Source organism: Bradyrhizobium sp. USDA 4538 (genome assembly GCF_024171045.1).
Classification (GTDB): Bacteria; Pseudomonadota; Alphaproteobacteria; order Rhizobiales; family Xanthobacteraceae; genus Bradyrhizobium; species Bradyrhizobium australafricanum.
This window is the reverse complement of the sequence record NZ_JALJZE010000001.1, coordinates 7,344,426-7,362,270: the sequence shown is the minus strand read 5'-3', so window position 1 is coordinate 7,362,270 and position 17,845 is coordinate 7,344,426. Positions and strand designations below refer to the sequence as shown.

At 60.4% G+C, this 17,845-nt stretch carries 18 protein-coding genes, 1 tRNA gene and 1 pseudogene; 11 read left to right on the top strand and 9 right to left on the bottom strand.

Going from position 1 to position 17,845, the window contains the following annotated elements:
- Positions 1 to 31 precede the first annotated feature (31 nt).
- A complete protein-coding gene (locus J2R78_RS33695) occupies positions 32 to 1,042 on the top strand; it encodes a hypothetical protein (RefSeq protein ID WP_253608306.1) in 1,011 nt (336 codons plus the stop codon).
- 71 nt (positions 1,043 to 1,113) lie between these two features.
- On the opposite strand, the gene J2R78_RS33690 is transcribed toward J2R78_RS33695, so the two are convergent.
- Together J2R78_RS33690 and J2R78_RS33685 are read right to left on the bottom strand one after the other, a co-directional pair.
- Positions 1,114 to 1,314, bottom strand: coding sequence for a hypothetical protein (locus J2R78_RS33690; protein WP_253608305.1), 201 nt, complete (start codon positions 1,312 to 1,314; stop codon positions 1,114 to 1,116).
- 431 nt (positions 1,315 to 1,745) lie between these two features.
- Complete coding sequence (locus tag J2R78_RS33685; protein ID WP_253608304.1) at positions 1,746 to 1,925, bottom strand: helix-turn-helix domain-containing protein; 180 nt, start codon at positions 1,923 to 1,925, stop codon at positions 1,746 to 1,748.
- A gap of 157 nt (positions 1,926 to 2,082) precedes the next feature.
- On the opposite strand from J2R78_RS33685, the gene J2R78_RS33680 reads away from it, so the two are divergent.
- The gene (locus tag J2R78_RS33680; protein ID WP_253608303.1) at positions 2,083 to 2,493 is read left to right on the top strand and encodes a hypothetical protein; all 411 of its coding nucleotides are present in this window, start codon (positions 2,083 to 2,085) and stop codon (positions 2,491 to 2,493) included.
- A gap of 572 nt (positions 2,494 to 3,065) precedes the next feature.
- On the opposite strand, the gene J2R78_RS33675 is transcribed toward J2R78_RS33680, so the two are convergent.
- From J2R78_RS33675 to J2R78_RS33665, 3 genes are all read right to left on the bottom strand, one after another.
- Positions 3,066 to 3,386 (bottom strand): hypothetical protein, encoded by a 321-nt coding sequence (locus J2R78_RS33675; protein ID WP_253608302.1) that lies wholly within the window; start codon positions 3,384 to 3,386, stop codon positions 3,066 to 3,068.
- A gap of 1,100 nt (positions 3,387 to 4,486) precedes the next feature.
- Complete coding sequence (locus J2R78_RS33670) at positions 4,487 to 5,434, bottom strand: methyltransferase (RefSeq protein WP_253608301.1); 948 nt, start codon at positions 5,432 to 5,434, stop codon at positions 4,487 to 4,489.
- 491 nt (positions 5,435 to 5,925) lie between these two features.
- Positions 5,926 to 6,249: a DUF736 family protein gene (locus tag J2R78_RS33665; RefSeq protein ID WP_253608300.1), complete on the bottom strand. Its 324-nt coding sequence runs from the start codon at positions 6,247 to 6,249 to the stop codon at positions 5,926 to 5,928.
- A 412-nt stretch (positions 6,250 to 6,661) separates the two neighbouring features.
- Between J2R78_RS33665 and J2R78_RS33660 the strand changes: the two genes are divergently transcribed.
- Positions 6,662 to 6,883 carry a hypothetical protein gene (locus J2R78_RS33660; protein WP_253609991.1) on the top strand — a complete coding sequence of 74 codons (222 nt, stop codon included), beginning with the start codon at positions 6,662 to 6,664 and terminating at the stop codon, positions 6,881 to 6,883.
- On the opposite strand, the pseudogene J2R78_RS33655 reads toward J2R78_RS33660, so the two are convergent.
- Positions 6,859 to 7,383 (bottom strand): annotated as a pseudogene (locus J2R78_RS33655) (IS5 family transposase); the annotation flags it as partial. The gene J2R78_RS33660 and the pseudogene J2R78_RS33655 overlap by 25 nt on opposite strands.
- Positions 7,384 to 7,654: 271 nt before the next feature.
- On the opposite strand from J2R78_RS33655, the gene J2R78_RS33650 reads away from it, so the two are divergent.
- From J2R78_RS33650 to J2R78_RS33620, 7 genes are all read left to right on the top strand, one after another.
- A complete protein-coding gene (locus J2R78_RS33650; RefSeq protein ID WP_253608299.1) occupies positions 7,655 to 8,545 on the top strand; it encodes a peptidyl-prolyl cis-trans isomerase in 891 nt (296 codons plus the stop codon).
- A gap of 56 nt (positions 8,546 to 8,601) precedes the next feature.
- The gene (locus J2R78_RS33645; RefSeq protein WP_253608298.1) at positions 8,602 to 9,612 is read left to right on the top strand and encodes a HupE/UreJ family protein; all 1,011 of its coding nucleotides are present in this window, start codon (positions 8,602 to 8,604) and stop codon (positions 9,610 to 9,612) included.
- Entirely contained in the window at positions 9,609 to 11,537 is a 1,929-nt protein-coding gene (locus tag J2R78_RS33640; protein WP_253608297.1) for a DUF3604 domain-containing protein, read from the top strand. The genes J2R78_RS33645 and J2R78_RS33640 overlap by 4 nt, the downstream gene beginning before the upstream one ends.
- A gap of 25 nt (positions 11,538 to 11,562) precedes the next feature.
- Entirely contained in the window at positions 11,563 to 12,111 is a 549-nt protein-coding gene (locus J2R78_RS33635; RefSeq protein ID WP_253608296.1) for a hypothetical protein, read from the top strand.
- Entirely contained in the window at positions 12,112 to 12,495 is a 384-nt protein-coding gene (locus J2R78_RS33630) for a hypothetical protein (RefSeq protein ID WP_253608295.1), read from the top strand.
- A 167-nt stretch (positions 12,496 to 12,662) separates the two neighbouring features.
- On the top strand, positions 12,663 to 14,012 hold the full coding sequence (locus J2R78_RS33625) for an IS701 family transposase (protein ID WP_253605578.1): 1,350 nt from the start codon (positions 12,663 to 12,665) through the stop codon (positions 14,010 to 14,012).
- Between the two features lie 669 nt (positions 14,013 to 14,681).
- The gene (locus tag J2R78_RS33620) at positions 14,682 to 16,145 is read left to right on the top strand and encodes a tyrosine-type recombinase/integrase (RefSeq protein ID WP_253608294.1); all 1,464 of its coding nucleotides are present in this window, start codon (positions 14,682 to 14,684) and stop codon (positions 16,143 to 16,145) included.
- Between the two features lie 23 nt (positions 16,146 to 16,168).
- On the opposite strand, the gene J2R78_RS33615 is transcribed toward J2R78_RS33620, so the two are convergent.
- Together J2R78_RS33615 and J2R78_RS33610 are read right to left on the bottom strand one after the other, a co-directional pair.
- Positions 16,169 to 16,253: transfer RNA gene (locus J2R78_RS33615), tRNA-Leu, on the bottom strand.
- A 93-nt stretch (positions 16,254 to 16,346) separates the two neighbouring features.
- Entirely contained in the window at positions 16,347 to 16,592 is a 246-nt protein-coding gene (locus tag J2R78_RS33610) for a FliM/FliN family flagellar motor switch protein (protein WP_076831216.1), read from the bottom strand.
- Positions 16,593 to 16,652: 60 nt separating this feature from the next.
- Here J2R78_RS33610 and lipB point away from each other — a divergent pair, with 60 nt between their 5' ends.
- A complete protein-coding gene (lipB, locus tag J2R78_RS33605; RefSeq protein ID WP_253608293.1) occupies positions 16,653 to 17,381 on the top strand; it encodes a lipoyl(octanoyl) transferase LipB in 729 nt (242 codons plus the stop codon).
- 3 nt (positions 17,382 to 17,384) lie between these two features.
- Here the strand turns inward: lipB and J2R78_RS33600 are convergent, their stop codons facing one another.
- Positions 17,385 to 17,810 (bottom strand): 4-oxalocrotonate tautomerase family protein, encoded by a 426-nt coding sequence (locus J2R78_RS33600; RefSeq protein WP_253608292.1) that lies wholly within the window; start codon positions 17,808 to 17,810, stop codon positions 17,385 to 17,387.
- Positions 17,811 to 17,845: the final 35 nt, after the last annotated feature.

Below are 17,845 nucleotides of genomic sequence, written 5' to 3'. Positions count from 1 at the left end.
GCTCCCACGAGCGTAGAGCAATTCACAAGCCATGACCGACAACAGCAAAGATAACGATGGCGTTGACGATGTTCCAGGCGTGCCGAAGCGATCGCTTTCGACTTATGCGCGGCTATGGCAGTTCGAGACCTGGTTGCGCAGGATGGTCTATGTGGAGCTCCGAGCGCTGCGAGGAGACGATTGGAATGCCGATTTACCCAAACTCGGGAATTCGTTTCAATCGGACAAGCGCCTAATCCATATGCCCACCCCGGAGATGGATGCGCTTAGCTACGCACCACTCTCAACCCTGAAGAAGGCCATTGACGATAACTGGTCGCTTTTCGCGCCGTACCTTCCGCCCCAGAATCTTTGGCAGGCGAAGCTGGAGGAGATATCCCAGATCCGGCACCGCGTGGCCCATTTCCGGGTAGGCCATGAGGATGATCTGCAGCGTATCGTCCAGCTCTTGAGAGACATCGACCAGGGGTTCTGGCGCTTCTGTACAAGCTATAACGATGAAGACACCCCCCTCCCACCGGGCAATGACCCTGTGATTGCCCACTTCCTCCACCTGGATCCCTTTCCCTGGACAGAGGTCAGTGACAATAAATGGGCGCGGGTTGGTGCGGCCGATCCCGAACTCGTCATTGCCGTAACGATCGAGATATCAAGGCGTGCCTGGACCCAGCGGGAAAGCGCCGTGGATGGCAAGCCAGGGTACTTTTATGATCTTCATTTTCATGCACGTGACCGCCGATGTTTTGCCTATGAGGGTTTTCTCAAGGGCACGCGCGCCGTTCATCATCACTGCGCGCATGTATGCTTGAGCGGTCTTGACAATCATATTCGGCTGACGATCCCCGCGGTGCTCGGAAGCCAGCGGATCATTCCAATTGTGCAGCGGTATCTGGATGTCGCCGGATATGAGGTTGCTCGCTCACATTGGCAGCAGGGCAAGGCGCAACGGATCGCCGATGAGTGGCCGGAATATGTGCTCGGCCCTGAGGATCCGCTCGAATTCCTGAAGCCAGGGATGCCTTGCTCATTCTTCGGCGCCTGAGAAGCTGTCTCGACGCTCGGATGTGTAAGGGCGCGCAGCTGCATGCTGGGTGGAGGCCGCCGCCAGCTTGCCTATTTATTCAGTTTTGCCGCCGCGCGTCGAACAGCCTCTTCGCTTACTTTCCCAGTGACTTCCCTCATCTTGCCTAGCGTCGTGTTTGGCGAGAACTGCGGAATGGGCTTTGAGAGATTTTTATTCAGCGTGTCGCTTCGCTTTTGCTGAATCTGACCGTCTTTGTCCCGATGACGGTTGTCGAGTCCAGGCTCTTTCATTGGCAGCCCTCTGTGGTTGTCGCACGCTTATCATACTCTCGTCGAATCGCGATTTAGCCAATGTCGGGAAGCGAGGGTTTCCACTACTGTCGAGCGCAACATGGTGCTCATTCTTATGCCGCGTTGTGCCAGTTTTGTGCCGTGGAGTTTTTTCGGAAGAGTTCGGAAACGCCGGCGGGATCCATCTAACTTATTGTTAGATAATAGTATTCCTTGGCAAGGTTTAGGAAGGCTTCGCAATACATGAAAAAGCCCGCCACAAGCGGGCTAATTCATTGATCCAACATCTGAAACTTGGTTGCGGGGATAGGATTTGAACCTATGACCTTCAGGTTATGAGCCCGAGGGAGCTCACGCGCAAGGCGATCCCAGTATGGCGGAAGAACTCCTCCCGTTGAGAGCCAGCAAATTTGATGACGGGCTAACCGAAGTCATTCGTCCTTCAACAACTTCCAAGGCTCCACATTGAGGCCCTTGGCAATCCTCGCCACATTGTCGATTGACACGTTTCGTTCAGAGCGTTCAACGCCGCTAAGGTAAGTGCGGTTTATACCGCTCTCAAGCGCAAGCGCTTCCTGGCTCAAGCCACGCGCAGCTCTGAGGCGGCGCATGTTCTTCGCCAGAGTATCGCGCAGGGGGCCCTTGTGCGTCCGCTTCACAAGCACACAAGGGGCCCACTGGTGCCTTTAAGGCGACCGCTTTTAAGTTACAATCGGTATGGCTTCATGCTAGTGTCAGACGATCGGTTGGACTCGTGCGAATAACACCATGGATCTTGTGAGCGATACGGTGGAGGCTTTCCTTGATTTGGGATGCGGAAGCGAGGCTTCCCTCGACCCGCTCTGGTACAGCGCTGGTTACCGACTGATCGGAACGGGCGAGATTGTCTGCTCCGTCAAATTGCCTTGGTCGGTCGCGGAGGCCGCAATCCTCGGCCGGTCGAATATCTCGGTTAGCCTCAGCCCAGGCGGGCGGATCGAGGTATCCGCAGGAGGAGTCCTCGTAAACGAACAAATCGATGCACTTGTCGCCCGCGCCGTCAGCGAAGAGAATCTTTGTCTGGAGGGTGCTACAGCCTTGGATCTGAGGTCGCTTCTGCATCGTCTCGAGCGCTCAAGGAACTTGGTCAAGGAAGCGATCGCGCGAGTGCCAACGGCCCCGAGGGTCGCAGTTGATTGACAACGCTTCCTACTGCACGAGGGGCTTAGCCCGATCGGCGGTTTCTATGGGCTGTTCTTGGGAACATCTTCGCAACCCTGTCTCCAAAGCCGTACGTCTGCGCGAATATGTCCGCCCGAACGTTGCCAGTTGAACCTCCGATCCAGTTAATCACTAGGATGCCCTGATACATTCGACGACCCATGTAACCGTTCGATCGAACTCGCGCGGGTTTCGGTCGAACGCAATCTGTGCTCCCGAATTGTTATCCGCGTGGATGGCTCTGGTCGGGCCATCCGGTCAAACGCTGCCCCTCACTCCGGAGCAAAGATCGGGAAACCGCCGGCCGCCCGCAAAACAGCCGCCGCGGCCGCTCGCGGTATACGGTATGGATGGTGCCGCCGAGTCCACCTGCGCGCCTGAGTTTTGGTTCAAGCTCACCTTCGATCTGCTACCGCTCGGCTCACCGAGGCATCGGACAAGCCGGGTGAATTACCGAGTCGTGACCGATTACTGAGGCCTCACGAGCGGCTTCCATATCAAGATTTTCGGTTCAGCCGCGACATGGAAGGTCTGTGTCCGACCCGCGCCCGCTAATCGTGGGCAATATAGTCCCGTGCGATCACGAGGTCATGCCACACGACGTTCCTACTGCGGAGCACAACATGGCTGTGCGGATGACCGGTGTTAAAACGATCCCCCGCGACCCAGGCGAGCCTGACGCCGAGGCGCTTCTGGTCGAGGATGAAGGGCTGCAGGTCGGAGAGCTCCGCGTTATCCTCAGGCGCCACGATGAACCGGAACTGGTTGTCGCCGGCGCTTCGTTCGGTGAAGGCCTTGCCGTCGGCGCGGTCGCGCGCGGCGTCGTAGAGCTCGCCTGGCTCGCTCTCTCGCTTGACGCCGTCACGCTCCACGTAGCGTCGATACGCGCGGATGGCACCGGTGCCCCGCTTTGATACGGACGAGGCGCGCCTCGATTACACCCCGGCCACTGGTGCTCCGCCGGCCGACAAGGACCGCACCTTGTGCGTGTCCGCGGTCAATTTGGTCACCTGAGAAGTTCGACGCGCGATGAGCCGTAACGCCGGCCTTCTGCGGATTGCCCGACGCTCCGAAGATATCTGGCCGCCTTCCAGGCTCCGCGGTTGCCGATTCAACCGAGCTTCGCTTCGAACACGTCGTCGTCGATGCAATGCATTCCGCGCGCTCCTCGCTGAGAAGACCGCGATACGTGAAGCCAATGAACCATCGCCAAGGCCGCCGACGCAATCAGCGAACAACACCATTGCCTTAGATTCCCATCGACAACGTCTAGATCCCGGTTGGCGACATCGCGGCTTGCGGTATCCCCAAATCTTGGATGTGCAGACAACGACTTAGCCGCACTTCGGCGACAGTGCTTTTATCTTGCGACGACGCCCCCTGCTCACTTTCACTAGTTCACACTTCCTCTCTCTGCTGTGACGTGATCTTGCACACGAGCCATGGAGCGTCGGCGAAGCCGAGAAACCTGGGTCGCTACGCGCGTCCGAGCCAGATGTTACCCAGCAAAAAAACTAAAAATCTGACGGCTTACCGGGCCTCAAAGTCTCCGAACTGGAGCCCTTCGAATCCCACAGACCGGTGCAAATTCTGGCGTCGATGGAGTGTTTTTCTTCGGCCGGATCGGTGGAGAATCCCTTCAATAACTCTCCAAACTCAACGCAAAAATTCACTCGGCGTGAATGCATTCTTCGTCTGCAATCGACCTTTTGGACCTTCGCGGAGGACGAACCACTCCGCTCGGCCAGGTGCCGAGATCGATGCCAAATACAAGCGAAGAGGCGCGTGAACGGCTAGGCGCTTCGGCAGCAGACCTGTACCGAAAGGAGAAACTCCTCCCTTCAGCAGCAACAAAAAGCCGCCCTCGCGGACGGCTTTCCGGTCGTAGTTTCCGCCTCGCCCGCGACCAAACGGGATAGGCCTGACGGCCTATTCGGCCATGACAAGAGCGGTCAAACTGGCTGTGGGGCCGTCAGCGCCTCGTCCAACCGATGCCTGTGTCGGTGAACAAATCCGGTTGGACCGGACGTTCCTCAAAACTGAAGACGGCCTTCGCCTTGGCCTCGATTTCGGCGATGAGGGCGTCCTGCCGCTCGACTGACAGACCCTTTTCGCTCCAGATCGTGCGCAGTTTAGCCTCTGGTTCCGCTGATGATCGAGCCTTGTTGCGTGGCATGTCTTCAAAATTCGCGCAGACGATTTCAACGTTTGGCGCAACGCCTTTCCAGCCATCGCGGTGGTAAGCGCAGTCGACGCCGCACCCGGCTTCCAGATGGATTCCGGTCTGTTCTGCGAACCTCAGATAGTCAGCGCTCTTGCGTTCGCGGTAGCACTGCGCGCCGCTGTACTCGAACGGCGCGGACATCTGCGGGATGATAAATGCGCCATAGTCGGCCATGTCCGACACAAGATCGATGACGTGAAATTCGAACGACCGCCCGGTGTAGCGCGGTCCCTTTCCGGCCCTCGGAGTGGCTCCAAAGGGAGGATTGGCGATCACGCAACCGAAGTGCCCGAGGCCTTTGAGATCGAAATCGAACACGTCGGCACAGATCCATTGTGCCTCCGGCAGCACCTTGCGACCGACTGCGACATAGGCGGGATCGCGCTCGATGCAGACGATTTCCCGCTCGGGTTCACCCTGGCTGCGCCCGTAATACCCTCGCCAAAAGACGTGAAACGCGAGCGCGCCGATCCCGGCGCAAAGGTCGATCATTCGACCGCTGCCGGCATCGATTGCGAAGTCTCCAGCAAGGCCTGTCGGGGTAAAGAACGCGCCCGCCGACCCATTGATGTGGTTTGCCCCCTCGTGCCAGTTGTCCAACACGAACAGCTTTTCATCGTAAGTGAGAACATCTTTCTTGAGCAGTTCGACAGCCTCGGCATGCGCCTTGGCCTCGACCTTCGTCAGCTTAGCCATCGTGAAATCTCGCTCGTGGGGCCTCGAAGGGCCGTTTGACAATCGGCGCGGCGCGCATGGCCTTCGCCATGCCGCCTGCCCGTCGGCGAGACCGGGGTTTCGGGGGGCAAGAGCTTGTTTTGGCGCCCCTTAAGAGGCGGGAATCCGATGGTGCGCAACGCGGTTGCACCGAGCGGCGAAGCTGCGACGTGCGACCGACTTGCTGCACCGGAGGACAAAAGAAGGTCTTGCAGGGGGTGAGGGGCAGCGCCCATCAAGCCCCCCACTCGATCAAGAACTCCTGGAGCGCATTTTCAAATTGGAGCCTGTTGGCGCGCCCCAAGACTGCTCTGAAGCAAATGGATTGAGGGCCATCTGGCCTCTGATGGCCGCGCGCCGAACGCGCGATCGCGCAGAAAAAGTCGCCCACACGACGGGCGACAGCGAACCGAAGCTGGCGTCCTGTAGACGAGAAGAGGCTCCGCGCGCTGCGCGGGAGCCCAAGATTCGATCTAATCGACAGGGTTCCAGATCAGGAAAAAACCGCCCTCATCGCCCAAACCGACGCCTCGGCCAAGGTTGGCGTAGAGCTTGCGGGACCCAAGCTCGGGTGCGGCGAGTGACAGGCTGACGTAGTCCCTGCCGCTGCTTTCTCCGCGTCGGATCCAGCCGGCGCCGATCTCGACGCCCTGGGCGATGATGCGGAAATCCGGATGGGTGTCGGCCGACTTGTCGCGGTTGGGCACGATGTCGATACCGGTCCGGACGGACAAGGTCTTGAGCTCGCCGCTGAAGCCGCCGTTCTCGTTGCGGGTGACGAATCCGATTGCAGTCATGGTCTGTTTCCTTCGTTGCCGCAGCGCCGATCCGCTGCGATGGCGAGACCGTCATGGCGGCCGGGACGCAACCGAACCCTTGGGGCGAAGCGTAAGCGGCGCACCCGAGCGCGCGCCTTTTTTTGCAGCGAAGCGGCCGCGAGGAGCCGGCTTGCCGGCGGGGAAAAAAGGAAGCGTGCGAGGGTTTCGGACGGCGGAACGGCTGCCATAGGTCTTGGCGCCATGAGCAAGGAATCGTCCAAGGCGAAGAAGCTGAAGGAATTGGCGATCGAGCAATATCCGAAGCTCCGTCCCTTCAAGGCGCTCCTGACCTATTTCGTGGACAACAGCATTCTCGGTACGCTGAACGGCCCGAGGCACGCCCGGTCCCGTAGGGCTTTGGGTTGTCAGCGCTGGGTATTTTGCGGCCGGGCTGCGGGGAGCTATCGCCGGTTGGCTTGCGATGATCATGCCAGCGCTTCTGATCGTTCCGATGGTGCACTTCGTCGGCTGCAAGATGGATCACCCTCGCGTCAAATCAATCTTGCAAACCATCGTCCTCCGCAAGCGCGGGGTTGTTGCTCGCGGCGGCCATTCCGCTTGGACAGGAAGCTCTGACCGGCCCGCTTACTGCCTGATCCAGTCCGCGTCATAGCCACGGTCGGCAAGCAGCATTGACCCGGCTTTCAGACGAGACAGCATTTTTCCAGCAAGTCGAACGTCATGGGTCTCGCCGCGGCTCAGCGCCAGCCGTACCGGCAGACCATTGCCATCGACCACCGCATGGATTTTGCTGGTCCAGCCGCCGCGAGACCTTCCCGTCGATAGGCGCTGGTTCCTTGTGATGCAGGCTCCATGCTGATGCACGCGGACAATGGAGGTGTCGATCATCTGGACAGCGACATCATGGGCGGCGGCAAGCGCTTCTATGATGCGGCCCCAGACACCAGCTCGCCGCCACCGGACGAACCGGTTGTAGCGAGTGGTGTATGGGCCAAACGCCGCCGGCAAATCACGCCAGGGTGCTCCTGATCGGAGGACCCAGAAGATGCCATTGAGGACACGTCGATCGTTCACTCGAGGAACGCCACGCGGCTTGTTCGGTAGCATCGGCCTTATGGCAGTCCATTCATAGTCGGCGAGTTCGTAGCGCATGATTCGATCCCACAGTTTGAGAGTTTGAATCACGGGAGTCCGGCCAAACGCAACGCTCCTGGCTCAGCCCCCGTTCGGCGCTTACGGGCAGATGCGGACATCAACCTGCCGACAATCACTGATGACTCCGTCGATAATGACCCAAACGCAGACACTGCTCGCTTCCGCCTGTGTTGCGCGGACGCCAGCGCAAGGCTCGGAGATTGATCTAGATCAAGATGTTGGCATGGCGGCGATGTTCGCCTAACGCGATCGAGCAGACACTACAGTGATGACGATGAAGCTGTTGAAAGAACCTTTGCTTCATTTTTTAATAGCAGGGGCAGCCTTGTTCGGCGCTTATGCTTGGATGAATCGCGCGCCGGAAGATCCGAACGCGGGCCAAACCCCGTCCCTCCAGGTCGGCGCTGGCGATATCGAGTGGCTGGCACAAAACTGGACCACCCAGTGGCGGCGTCAGCCAACACCGGATGAGCTGCGCGGGCTGGTCACGGACTACACCGATGAACTGCTGCTCGCACGCGAGTCGCGCTCCCTGGGACTCGAAGATAACGACGTGATCGTCCGGCGACGCCTGGCGCAGAAACTGACCTTTCTTGTTGAGGATACCGCACGCCGGGCCGAACCATCGGATACCGAATTGCAGCAGTTCTACGCCGGGCATGCCCAGCTCTTCCGCAGCGATGCACGCATCTCGTTCACGCAGGTCTATTTCAGCCCGCAGCAACGCGCCAACGCGCAGTCGGACGCCACCTCAACATTGCAGCGGCTGCGCAACGACGGCGCGCTCTCGACGGCAGCTTTGGGCGACCGCTTATTGCTCGAAGCTGATTTCCGCGACGAGACCGAGCAGTCTGTGTCCGCGGCTTTCGGCGGCGCCTTTGCACGAGCGGTGTTCTCGCTTGAGCCCGGTGTCTGGAGCGGCCCGATCGAATCAGGGTACGGCCTGCACCTGGTGCGCGTTTCGACCCGGCAAGAAGGCCAATTACGTCAATTTGCCGATCTGCGCGAGCAGGTCGTCGACGCGTGGAGAAGCGAGGAGGAGAGAACGGCGAAGGAGCTATATCTCGCGGGACTGCGCAAGAAATACCGTCTTGTCGTCGATGACGCCTTAAAGCCGCTGATGGTGCCGATCGCGGCCGCCTCCTCGAGGCAGCCGTGACAGCGCGCCGCTCACGCGAGCTTCGCTCCTGGGCGCACCGCTCCGTCAAGCTCGCCATGATCGCGATTCTTGCGGCTTGGGGCCTTGCGTGGCTGACGCCCTGTTCGGCCCATGAGGTTCGTCCCTCCTATCTCGAAGTGCGCGAAGAGCGGCCCGGTGAATTCGACGTCCTGTTCAAGACGCCGATGCGCGGGCAGCTTCGCTTGGCGCTCACGGCGACTTTCTCCGGCAGCGCTGAAGACCTCACGCCGATGACGACGCGTGCTGCCGTCGATGCCGCCGTGCAAACGTGGCGCTTTCGCGCGCTCGTTCCGTTGCGTGGACAGACGGTGCGCATCGATGGACTGCAAAACACCATGACAGACGCCTTGGTGCGCATGGTCTTCCTTGACGGAACCAACTGGGTGCGGCGGCTCACTCCGCAAGAGCCGGCAGCAATGATACCCCTGCAGCAGAGCGGTTGGTCGGTCGCCGGCGTCTATCTCAGGCTGGGTGTTGAGCACATCCTGTTCGGTATCGACCACCTGTTGTTCGTGCTGGCGCTGCTGATCCTCACCCGCGGGACCTGGCTGCTGGTGAAGACGGTAACCGCATTCACGGTCGCGCACAGCATCACGCTGGCACTGGCGACGCTCGGCTATGTGCATGTGCCGGCTGCTCCGGTCGAGGCGGTGATTGCCTTGAGCATCGTGTTTGTGGCCGGTGAGATCGTGCATTTGCAGCAGGGGCGTGAAGGCCTGGCGGTAAGAGCGCCGTGGCTGGTCGCGTTCACTTTTGGCCTGTTGCACGGATTCGGCTTTGCCGGCGCGCTGCGCGAGGTAGGGCTGCCGGAAGGACACGTGCCGCTGGCGCTCCTGTTCTTCAACGTCGGGGTGGAGATCGGCCAGCTGCTGTTCATCGCAGCGGCGGTGTGCCTCTCCTTTTGGTTTCTGCGTTTTCACAGATCGAGAATCCGCTGGGCAAGCCTCGCGACGTCTTATGCCATCGGGAGTCTTGCCATGTTTTGGGTAATCGAGCGTATCGCTGCATTTGACGTGGCTCATCGATTTTGGGGAGGAAACACATGAAACGAGCGGTGTTGCAGATCGTTACCGGGTTGAGTGCCGCCTGTTTCATCTCGCCAACATTCGCCCAGGACGTTGGCGCGCCGGAAAAAGATCAGCTCGAACAATCCCTGCAGAAACCCGCCTATTCGCCTTACGTGAATCGCGAGTTTCCCACGCGACCGTTCTTTGGCGACACGCACCTGCATACGTCGTTTTCGATGGATGCCGGCGCGTTCGGCGCCCGGCTCGACCCGAAGGACGCCTATCGCTTTGCCCGCGGCGAACAAGTCACTTCCAACACCGGCCAGCCGGTGAAGCTTTCCCGGCCGCTTGATTGGCTTGCGGTGACAGATCATTCCGACAACATGGGCTTCTTCCCGGACCTGTTCGCGGGTAAGCCTGATCTTCTCGCCGACCCGACCGGTCGCAAATGGTACGACATGATCAAGTCTGGCCAGGGTGCCGAGGCCGCGATCGATATCATCGTTCAATTTTCGCACGGTACGTTTCCGAAGGATCTGATGTACTTCCCGGGAACGCGTGCCTATCGGGGCGCGTGGCAGAAGACCATCGAGGCTGCTGAACAGTTCAACGATCCCGGCCGCTTTACCACCTTCATCGCCTACGAATGGACCTCCAACACCGGCGGCAATAACCTCCATCGCAACGTGATCTACCGCGACAACGGTGACAAGGCGAGCCAGGTCGAGCCATTCACCGTGTATCCACCCTACGGCAGCGACAATCCGGCCGACCTGTGGAAATGGATGCAAGGCTACGAAGCCAAGACCGGCGGCAGCGTACTGGCGATTGCCCACAACGGTAATTTGAGCAACGGAACGATGTTCCCCGTGGTCGAGGCTTTCGGCAAGGCCCTCGACCGCGACTATGCGGAGCAACGCGCCAAGTGGGAGCGGCTCTACGAGGCCACACAGACCAAGGGCACCGGCGAGTCTCATCCGTATTTGTCGCCGAACGACGAGTTCGCTGCGTTCGAAATCTGGGACAAGGGCAACCTCGACGGCAGTGTTGCCAAGAAGAAGGAAATGCTTGAGTTCGAGTATGTACGTTCAGCCTACAAGAACGGCCTCAAGCTCGAGCAGCGCCTCGGCGTCAACCCCTACAAGTTCGGCCTCGTCAGCGGCAGCGATGCGCACACCGCCCTCTCCGCGATGGAGGAGAACAACTTCTTCGGCAAGACCGTTCCGCAAGAGCCGAGCCCGCACCGGATGGGCGCTACCTTCATCGATAACAGGACGACCGGCGTGAAGATCATGGATTGGGAGGTCGGCTCCTCCGGCTATGCCGCCGTGTGGGCTAATGAGAACACCCGCACGTCCATTTGGGATGCCATGCAACGTAAGGAGACCTACTCCACCACCGGCACCCGTGTGATCGTGCGCTTCTTCGGGGGCTGGGATTTCGTGCCCCAGGACGCGGACAATCGCTTGCCGGCCCAGGTCGGCTACACCAAGGGCGTGCCTATGGGAGGCGACCTTCGCGCGGCGCCGCAGGGAAAGGTACCGACATTCCTGGTCGCTGCGCTCAAGGACCCGATCGGCGCCAACCTTGACCGCTACCAGATCATCAAGGGCTGGCTCGAGAAGGATGGCAGCGTGGGCGAGAAGGTCTTTGACGTCGCCTGGTCGGGAGATCGCAAGCCCGGCACCGACGGCAAGTTGCCGTCGGTCGGCGACACCGTGGACGTAGCGAATGCAACGTGGACCAACACGATCGGTGCGCCCGAGCTCATCACGGTCTGGAAAGATCCCGAATTCGACCCGAGCCGGCCGGCCTTCTACTATGGCCGGGTGATCGAGATCCCCACCCCGCGCTGGACCGCCTACGATGCGAAACGCTACGGCGTCACGCCGTTGCCCGGCACCGCCATGAAGGTCACCGAGCGAGCCTTTACGTCACCCATCTGGTACACGCCGGCGAAGTAGTGCCGGGCCTGAAACGGAGGGCTTCATGCGAAAGCACCGGATTGCCGCAGTTTTCGTGCTCGGCTGGTGCGCTGCCTGGGCGCCGTCCCAAGCCCCGGCTTGCGGTTACCACGATGACGTCACGCTCGCGCGCGGCATGCTGAATTGGACCTACCCCGACGCGCTCCATGTCCTGGGCGCAATGGCACAGGCGGTGAGCGAGCGGCGACTTCCGCCCCCGGCGCGTACGCCCGATCTTTGGGCCTATCACCGCACAGTGCGATCGCTCGAACAGTTGGGAGAGCAGCTGCGGATACCGGCGGGTGAGAACGCGCCGATGGCTTTTGCGCTGTTGTTGATAGAGCCGATGTTATGGACTCGCTTCACGCCAGAGGGCGGCGACCTGCATGCGCAAGTTCATGTCTCTGCACCGCCTGTCGGCGAACTCGTCCTCATCAGTGGCGAGGACGTGGTTCGGGAGATAGCCAACCATCGCTTGTCGGTAGGCGACGCCTACCGACACGGCCTCATCCGCCTCTACGGCACGGAAAGCGAGGTGTCGCGCTTTCTGCAGTTCTATTGCCGGTGTGCATAAATGCGTTGGGTCAAGTCCAACAGCAGTCTTGATCCTGCGCTGAACAAAGCGTTGATTTTCGCGGCCATAACCGAAACAGTAACCGGCCTTGCCCTGGTAATCGTTCCGTCACTCGTCGGACATTTGCTGTTCGGTGAAGACCTTTCTGGAATTGCCATTCCGATCGGGCGACTGACCGGCATTGCCCTTATCGCGCTAGGCATTGCTTGCTGGCCCGGTCCGCCGCTAATCGGCATGTTCGCTTACAACGCGTTGGCCGCGCTTTACCTCGCCTACCTCGGTTTCGCGGGTGGCTTGGCCGGCATTATTCTGTGGCCAGCAGTTGCGCTTCACTCGGTTCTGTCGATTCTTCTCGGCCGCACTTTTTGGGAATCAGAAAGCTGAGCGATTGCTATTGGCCCGTTTCAACATGTCGTATCGCGGCGCGGCTTCGGTCGCAAACTGTGCGAAGCCGGACGTCACAGCCGGATTTTATGAGTACGCGCCCTAGCACTACTTTGGCAGATTGTTGATTTTGCCGCGTTTTATAGGATTCCCGAATCAATTTTTCAATGATTCATGGGTGGTCGGCTCTGGGAGGGCTGACCATGCCCGGATGGGAAGACGAACTCGAACGCTGGCTGATGCCGTTCTTGGACCGGCTGGGTCATAAGACCCGGCAGCGGATGTGTCCTCTGTATGTTGCGGGATTGATCGGTCCGGGCGATCGCAAGAGCGTTCAGCCGATGGCGGAACGCCTTGCCACGAGCAACTACGACCAGTTGCACCATTTCATTGCGGACGGTGTCTGGGACGCGACGCCGCTGGAGACAGAGCTGCTCAACCAGGCGGACCGACTTGTCGGCGGCAGGGATGCGGTGCTGGTTATTGATGACACCTCACTTCCCAAGAAGGGTGAGCGCTCGGTCGGTGTTGCGGCTCAATACGCGTCGGCTCTCGGTAAAACGGCAAATTGCCAAACGCTGGTGTCTTTGACGCTTGCTCGCGGCGAAGTGCCCGTGATGGTCGCGTTACGTCTCTTTCTGCCTGACAGTTGGACAAGCGACATATCTCGTTTGAAGCGCGCTCGCGTGCCAGTCGAACATCGAACGGCACGGTCCAAGCCCGAGATTGCTCTAGCCGAGATTGACCGCGCGATGGCAGCCAACGTGCGCTTTGGATGTGTGCTGGCGGATGCAGGATACGGCCTCAGCGCACCGTTTCGACAAGGGCTAACAGAGCGCGGGCTGACCTGGGCTGTCGGCATCCCTCGGCACCAGAAAGTGTATCCGGTCGATGTGAAGCTCATTTGGCCGATTACCAAAGTCCGCGGAAAACCACGAAAGCACCACGTGCCCGATATCTTATCGATTGCCGCAGAACAAATGCTCGCCAGCGCCAAATGGAAAACCGTGAGTTGGCGTAGCGGGACGAAAGGTCGGCTTAAAGCCCAATTTGCTGCTCTCCGTGTCCGGACCGCCGACGGCCCTCCGCAGCGGATATGGGATAAAGGTCAGCAGCATCTCCCAGGCGACGAAGCCTGGCTCATTGGCGAGCAACGTGCGTCCGGGGAGAAGAAATACTATCTGGCCAACCTTCCGGCGGCGACGGATCTGCGCACGCTGGCCGCCACCATCAAGGCACGGTGGATTTGTGAGCAGGCGCATCAGCAGTTGAAGGAGGAACTTGGACTTGATCACTTCGAAGGGCGATCATGGCAAGGTCTTCATCGCCACGCCTTGATGACAATGATTGCCTACGCCTTCCTGCAACATCGTCGCCTCGCATACGCGGGGCGGAAAAAAAAGAATCAACGGGCCTCCGCCTCAGCCAACCATGCCAGCCGTACGTCACGCCATCGTCGATCTCATCCTTCGGCCGCCGTCTCAGCAGTGCCCATATTGCCGAAAGCAGATCCGTGAAAAACAGCGGCGAAAACACAATCTGCCAAAGTAGTGCTAGCTAGCAGAACCCGCGCAGCCGGCGTACCGGATTGTACAACGCGACGATATAGGAAGGCGGTCAAGAGAAAATGATCGCTTTCCTTTTCTTCGACTTTGCTGCCTCACGACGATGTTCTTCTCTTGCGGCTGTCCCATCGTTCTCCAGGCTTTGTTTAGCTTCACTAGAGTGAAGTATTACCGCGTGGTTGAATGAATTCTCGCGGCGCACTCCCCTATCCGGTTTTCGACATCGCGGTCGCCGGTCCGGATGGCGAGAAGCCGGCTTAAAGCGCCATGGGAGAAGGCAATGCCGCGGCGACCAGCCAAAGTTACGCAAGCAGATATTGCCCGCGCGATCCGCGCCGCTAAGGACGCCGGCGCGAGCGCGGTCACGGTCGATGCAGAGGGAACTATCCGGATTGCGCTCGCAGCAAGCGCCGCATCGATCGAGCCTGCATGCAATCGTGACGAGATCTGGACACCGTCGGAGGCATTGCAGCGCTACTTGAAACGCACCGAAAGCGACTGAAACGCACCTTATGCAATTGATGCGGAGTCACCGCATCGCTAGACTCCAAGCATTGGTCGACGGAGACACCAATGCTTGGGACGGAAAGACGCGCCCCCCGCGCGCCAGGGGATCGTCGGATGTACCTCTACTTTAACTATTCCGAGTCCGGCTCCCTGCGCTGGTACGTAAAGGTCAGCCGCAAAGGCCGCAGGATCGGGATAAGTGAGGAATACGGAACGTCAGCCTTCGACGCCGCCTATGAAGCAGGCGTTGCAGCGTTGGGGGGAGTTCTGCGCATGCGTCGCGTCAAAGACATGGCGAAGCCGGACCAGCCGGAACGCCGCTATCTGCACGTCGACGTAAGCCAATATGGTCAAGTGCGGTACTACGTGCAATTGCGCAACGGGCTGCCGAAGATCCGGATCAAGGCTGAATGCGGCACAACTGATTTCGACGCCGCGGTCGATGCGGCGGTTGCCAGCCAGATCGCGCTGTACGGCAACGAGGGCGATTACATCAACGCACAGAAGCAGCGCAATGAAGAGCGCCCTGCTCTGCCGAACACACCGGCTCGCCCTGGTACGCTGCGCTGGTACTGGAACGGCTACAAGCAAAGTGATCATTGGCTAGGCGATCTCAGTGTCGGTCATGAGGGCCTCGCAGAGTCGACGCGGCTTCAGCGCACCGGACTGATCGAGTCAATTCTGCCCGAAAATGGCGAGAAGCCGTTTGCGGTGCTCACGCGCAAGGTCCTCAAGGCGGAGATGAAGGCGCGTACCCCATCGCAGGCGGGCAATCTGCTATCCGCGGTTCGGGGCATGATCCGCTGGATGATTGACGAGGGCCACCTCGACGAAGACGACGACCCGACGATCGGACTGAAGTCCGGCAAGGCGAAGGCGAGCCGCGAGACCGGTGGCTTTGTGCCCTGGACCGACGATGACATGGCGCGGTACCGGGCGAAGTGGCCGCTGGGTACCGAGGCGCGGCTGATGTTCGATATCCTGCACTACACGTTCCTGCGGCTTGGAGATGCCCACCGTTTCGGGCCACCCCACCTGCGGCAGATCGTGCGGAAGATGGCGGTGCAGATCGCCACCGAGAAAAGTCAGGGCAATACGACCGTCACGGTGCCTGTCCACCCGGAGTTTGCTGCGAGCCTGAAAGCGGCCCGCGCCGCGAACATCATTGGTGCTGAGGTATTCACCGGCAAGCTCGAGCGCGGTCGCATCCAGCCCATGAACAAGAAGGCGTGGGCGGCCAAATTCAAGAAATACGCGATCCTGGCCGGCGTCAACGAACCGAAGAAGAGCTGCCATGGCGTCCGCAAGGCCCGCGCCGAGGTGGCCGCCTACGCCGACTGCACCGAGAGCCAGATGATGGCGATGTTCGGCTGGACCGACCCAAAAATGCCCGCCCACTACATCGCGCAGGCGAATCGCGAGCGGCTTGGAATCAGCGGAATGGAGAAGATCGTCACGTTCGATCAGAGCCACTCACTCGACGACTTCCTAGGGACGGCGGAGGCGAACAACGGGCGAACGCCGCGCGCGAACGGAGTGGTAACATTCCCGGGTAACATCCGGAAAAAAGTTCAATAATTTCAAGGGTAAATCTGGGTTTATGGTGCGCTCGGAGGGACTCGAACCCCCACGGTGTTACCCACTGCCACCTCAAGGCAGCGCGTCTACCAATTCCGCCACGAGCGCTTGGGATACCGGATGGAACCCCGAAGGCCCCGCCGGATCGACGGGGCCATGTAACAAATCACGGATGCAGGGACAAGGCGATTAATGCGGGAATTAGCCGCGAACCCCGGGAGATTTCGGCAGCATCTGCTTGACCTCGACCGCAATCCGGTTGCGGTCGACCAGGACCACGCCGCTGGCCACCGGCAGGTTGTTGGCGAGGATCTTGACCTCGTCGGCCTCGGTGGCATCCAGTTCGATGATGGCGCCGCGGGACAGCCGCATGACCTGGTGAATCGGCATCGTCGTGGTACCGAGGACCACCATGAGATCAACGCTGACTTTATCGAGGGTGGGCACTTCTGAGCCGCCGAACGGGAACTAGATTGTAGGTTCACCTGACCACGTTAGGGTTAGCTAATGGTTAACGACCGCCAAAGCCTCGATTTGACGACCTTTGCGCGCCCTCCGGGCGGCGAAGCGGTCGAATGGCGGATTTCCGACCGCGCGGTGCCCTACCCCGATTCGCTCGCCGCAATGGACGACCGGGTGGCGAAGATCGCGGCGGGCTCGGCCCCCGAACTGGTATGGCTGCTGGAGCACCCGCCACTGTATACCTCCGGCACCAGCGGCAAGGCCGACGATTTGCTCGCGCCGCGCTTTCCGACCTTCCAGAGCGGACGCGGCGGCCAGGTCACCTATCACGGCCCGGGCCAGCGCGTCGCCTATGTGATGCTCGATCTCAAGCGGCGCCGGCCCGATGTGCGCGCCTATGTCGCCTCGCTGGAAGAATGGATCATCCGCACCCTCGCCGCCTTCAACGTCCGCGGCGAGCGCCGCGAGGACCGCGTCGGGGTCTGGGTGCGGCGCCCGGACAAGGGACCGGACCATGAGGACAAGATCGCCGCGATCGGCGTGCGGCTGCGCCGCTGGGTCTCGTTCCACGGCATCGCGATCAATGTCGAGCCTGATCTTGCGCACTTCCAGGCCATCGTGCCCTGCGGCGTGGTCGATCCGCGCTATGGCGTCACCTCGCTGGTCGATCTCGGATTGCCGGTCACGATGGCCGATGTCGACGTCGCGCTCCGGCAGGCCTTTTCCGAGGTGTTCGGCGACACCGCAGCGCGCCTGCCGGAAGCGACGTCATAGGCTTCACGCCGCCTTCTGCGGCGCGACCTCGAGCTTGCTGGCGATGTAGCGGCGCTCCTGGGTGAGGCCGCCGAAGCCGTAGGCGTCGCCCTTCACCTCGTCGACATGGGCGTAGCTCTCGGTGTGGAGCGGCCCGAGCAATTCGCCCATCCGCTTGAACAGCGCCGCGAGATAGGCCGCCTTCTCGTCCTTGGTGTTGGTGCCCTCGGTGACGTGGATGTCGAGCCAGTAGCTCGCGAGCCCCTGCTCGGCGAGCGACTTGCCGCCCGCGAACCAGTCGGCCGCATCGGCGGACTTCACAATGATCGCGGTGACCTTGGGATCCTTGTGCAGAATCCCGGCGGTCAGGTCCGACACGGCGGCGGCGATGTCGGATTTCAGCGACGGCCTCTCGCGCGAGGTCGCGTAGGTGACGGTGATGAGCGGCATGATCGGTCTCCTTGAATCCGGTTGGCGCGGGTCAA

Excerpts from the sequence above, each read along its gene's own strand:
- J2R78_RS33650 (WP_253608299.1), top strand. The coding sequence starts at position 7,655 with ATGACGATGAAGCTGTTGAAAGAACCTTTGCTTCATTTTTTAATAGCA.
- J2R78_RS33600 (WP_253608292.1), bottom strand. The coding sequence starts at position 17,810 with ATGCCGCTCATCACCGTCACCTACGCGACCTCGCGCGAGAGGCCGTCG.
- J2R78_RS33620 (WP_253608294.1), top strand. The coding sequence starts at position 14,682 with ATGTACCTCTACTTTAACTATTCCGAGTCCGGCTCCCTGCGCTGGTAC.
- J2R78_RS33680 (WP_253608303.1), top strand. The coding sequence starts at position 2,083 with ATGGATCTTGTGAGCGATACGGTGGAGGCTTTCCTTGATTTGGGATGC.
- J2R78_RS33670 (WP_253608301.1), bottom strand. The coding sequence starts at position 5,434 with ATGGCTAAGCTGACGAAGGTCGAGGCCAAGGCGCATGCCGAGGCTGTC.
- J2R78_RS33640 (WP_253608297.1), top strand. The coding sequence starts at position 9,609 with ATGAAACGAGCGGTGTTGCAGATCGTTACCGGGTTGAGTGCCGCCTGT.
- J2R78_RS33645 (WP_253608298.1), top strand. The coding sequence starts at position 8,602 with ATGATCGCGATTCTTGCGGCTTGGGGCCTTGCGTGGCTGACGCCCTGT.
- J2R78_RS33630 (WP_253608295.1), top strand. The coding sequence starts at position 12,112 with ATGCGTTGGGTCAAGTCCAACAGCAGTCTTGATCCTGCGCTGAACAAA.
- J2R78_RS33685 (WP_253608304.1), bottom strand. The coding sequence starts at position 1,925 with ATGCGCCGCCTCAGAGCTGCGCGTGGCTTGAGCCAGGAAGCGCTTGCG.
- lipB (WP_253608293.1), top strand. The coding sequence starts at position 16,653 with ATGGTTAACGACCGCCAAAGCCTCGATTTGACGACCTTTGCGCGCCCT.
- J2R78_RS33625 (WP_253605578.1), top strand. The coding sequence starts at position 12,663 with ATGATTCATGGGTGGTCGGCTCTGGGAGGGCTGACCATGCCCGGATGG.
- J2R78_RS33690 (WP_253608305.1), bottom strand. The coding sequence starts at position 1,314 with ATGAAAGAGCCTGGACTCGACAACCGTCATCGGGACAAAGACGGTCAG.
- J2R78_RS33665 (WP_253608300.1), bottom strand. The coding sequence starts at position 6,249 with ATGACTGCAATCGGATTCGTCACCCGCAACGAGAACGGCGGCTTCAGC.
- J2R78_RS33695 (WP_253608306.1), top strand. The coding sequence starts at position 32 with ATGACCGACAACAGCAAAGATAACGATGGCGTTGACGATGTTCCAGGC.
- J2R78_RS33635 (WP_253608296.1), top strand. The coding sequence starts at position 11,563 with ATGCGAAAGCACCGGATTGCCGCAGTTTTCGTGCTCGGCTGGTGCGCT.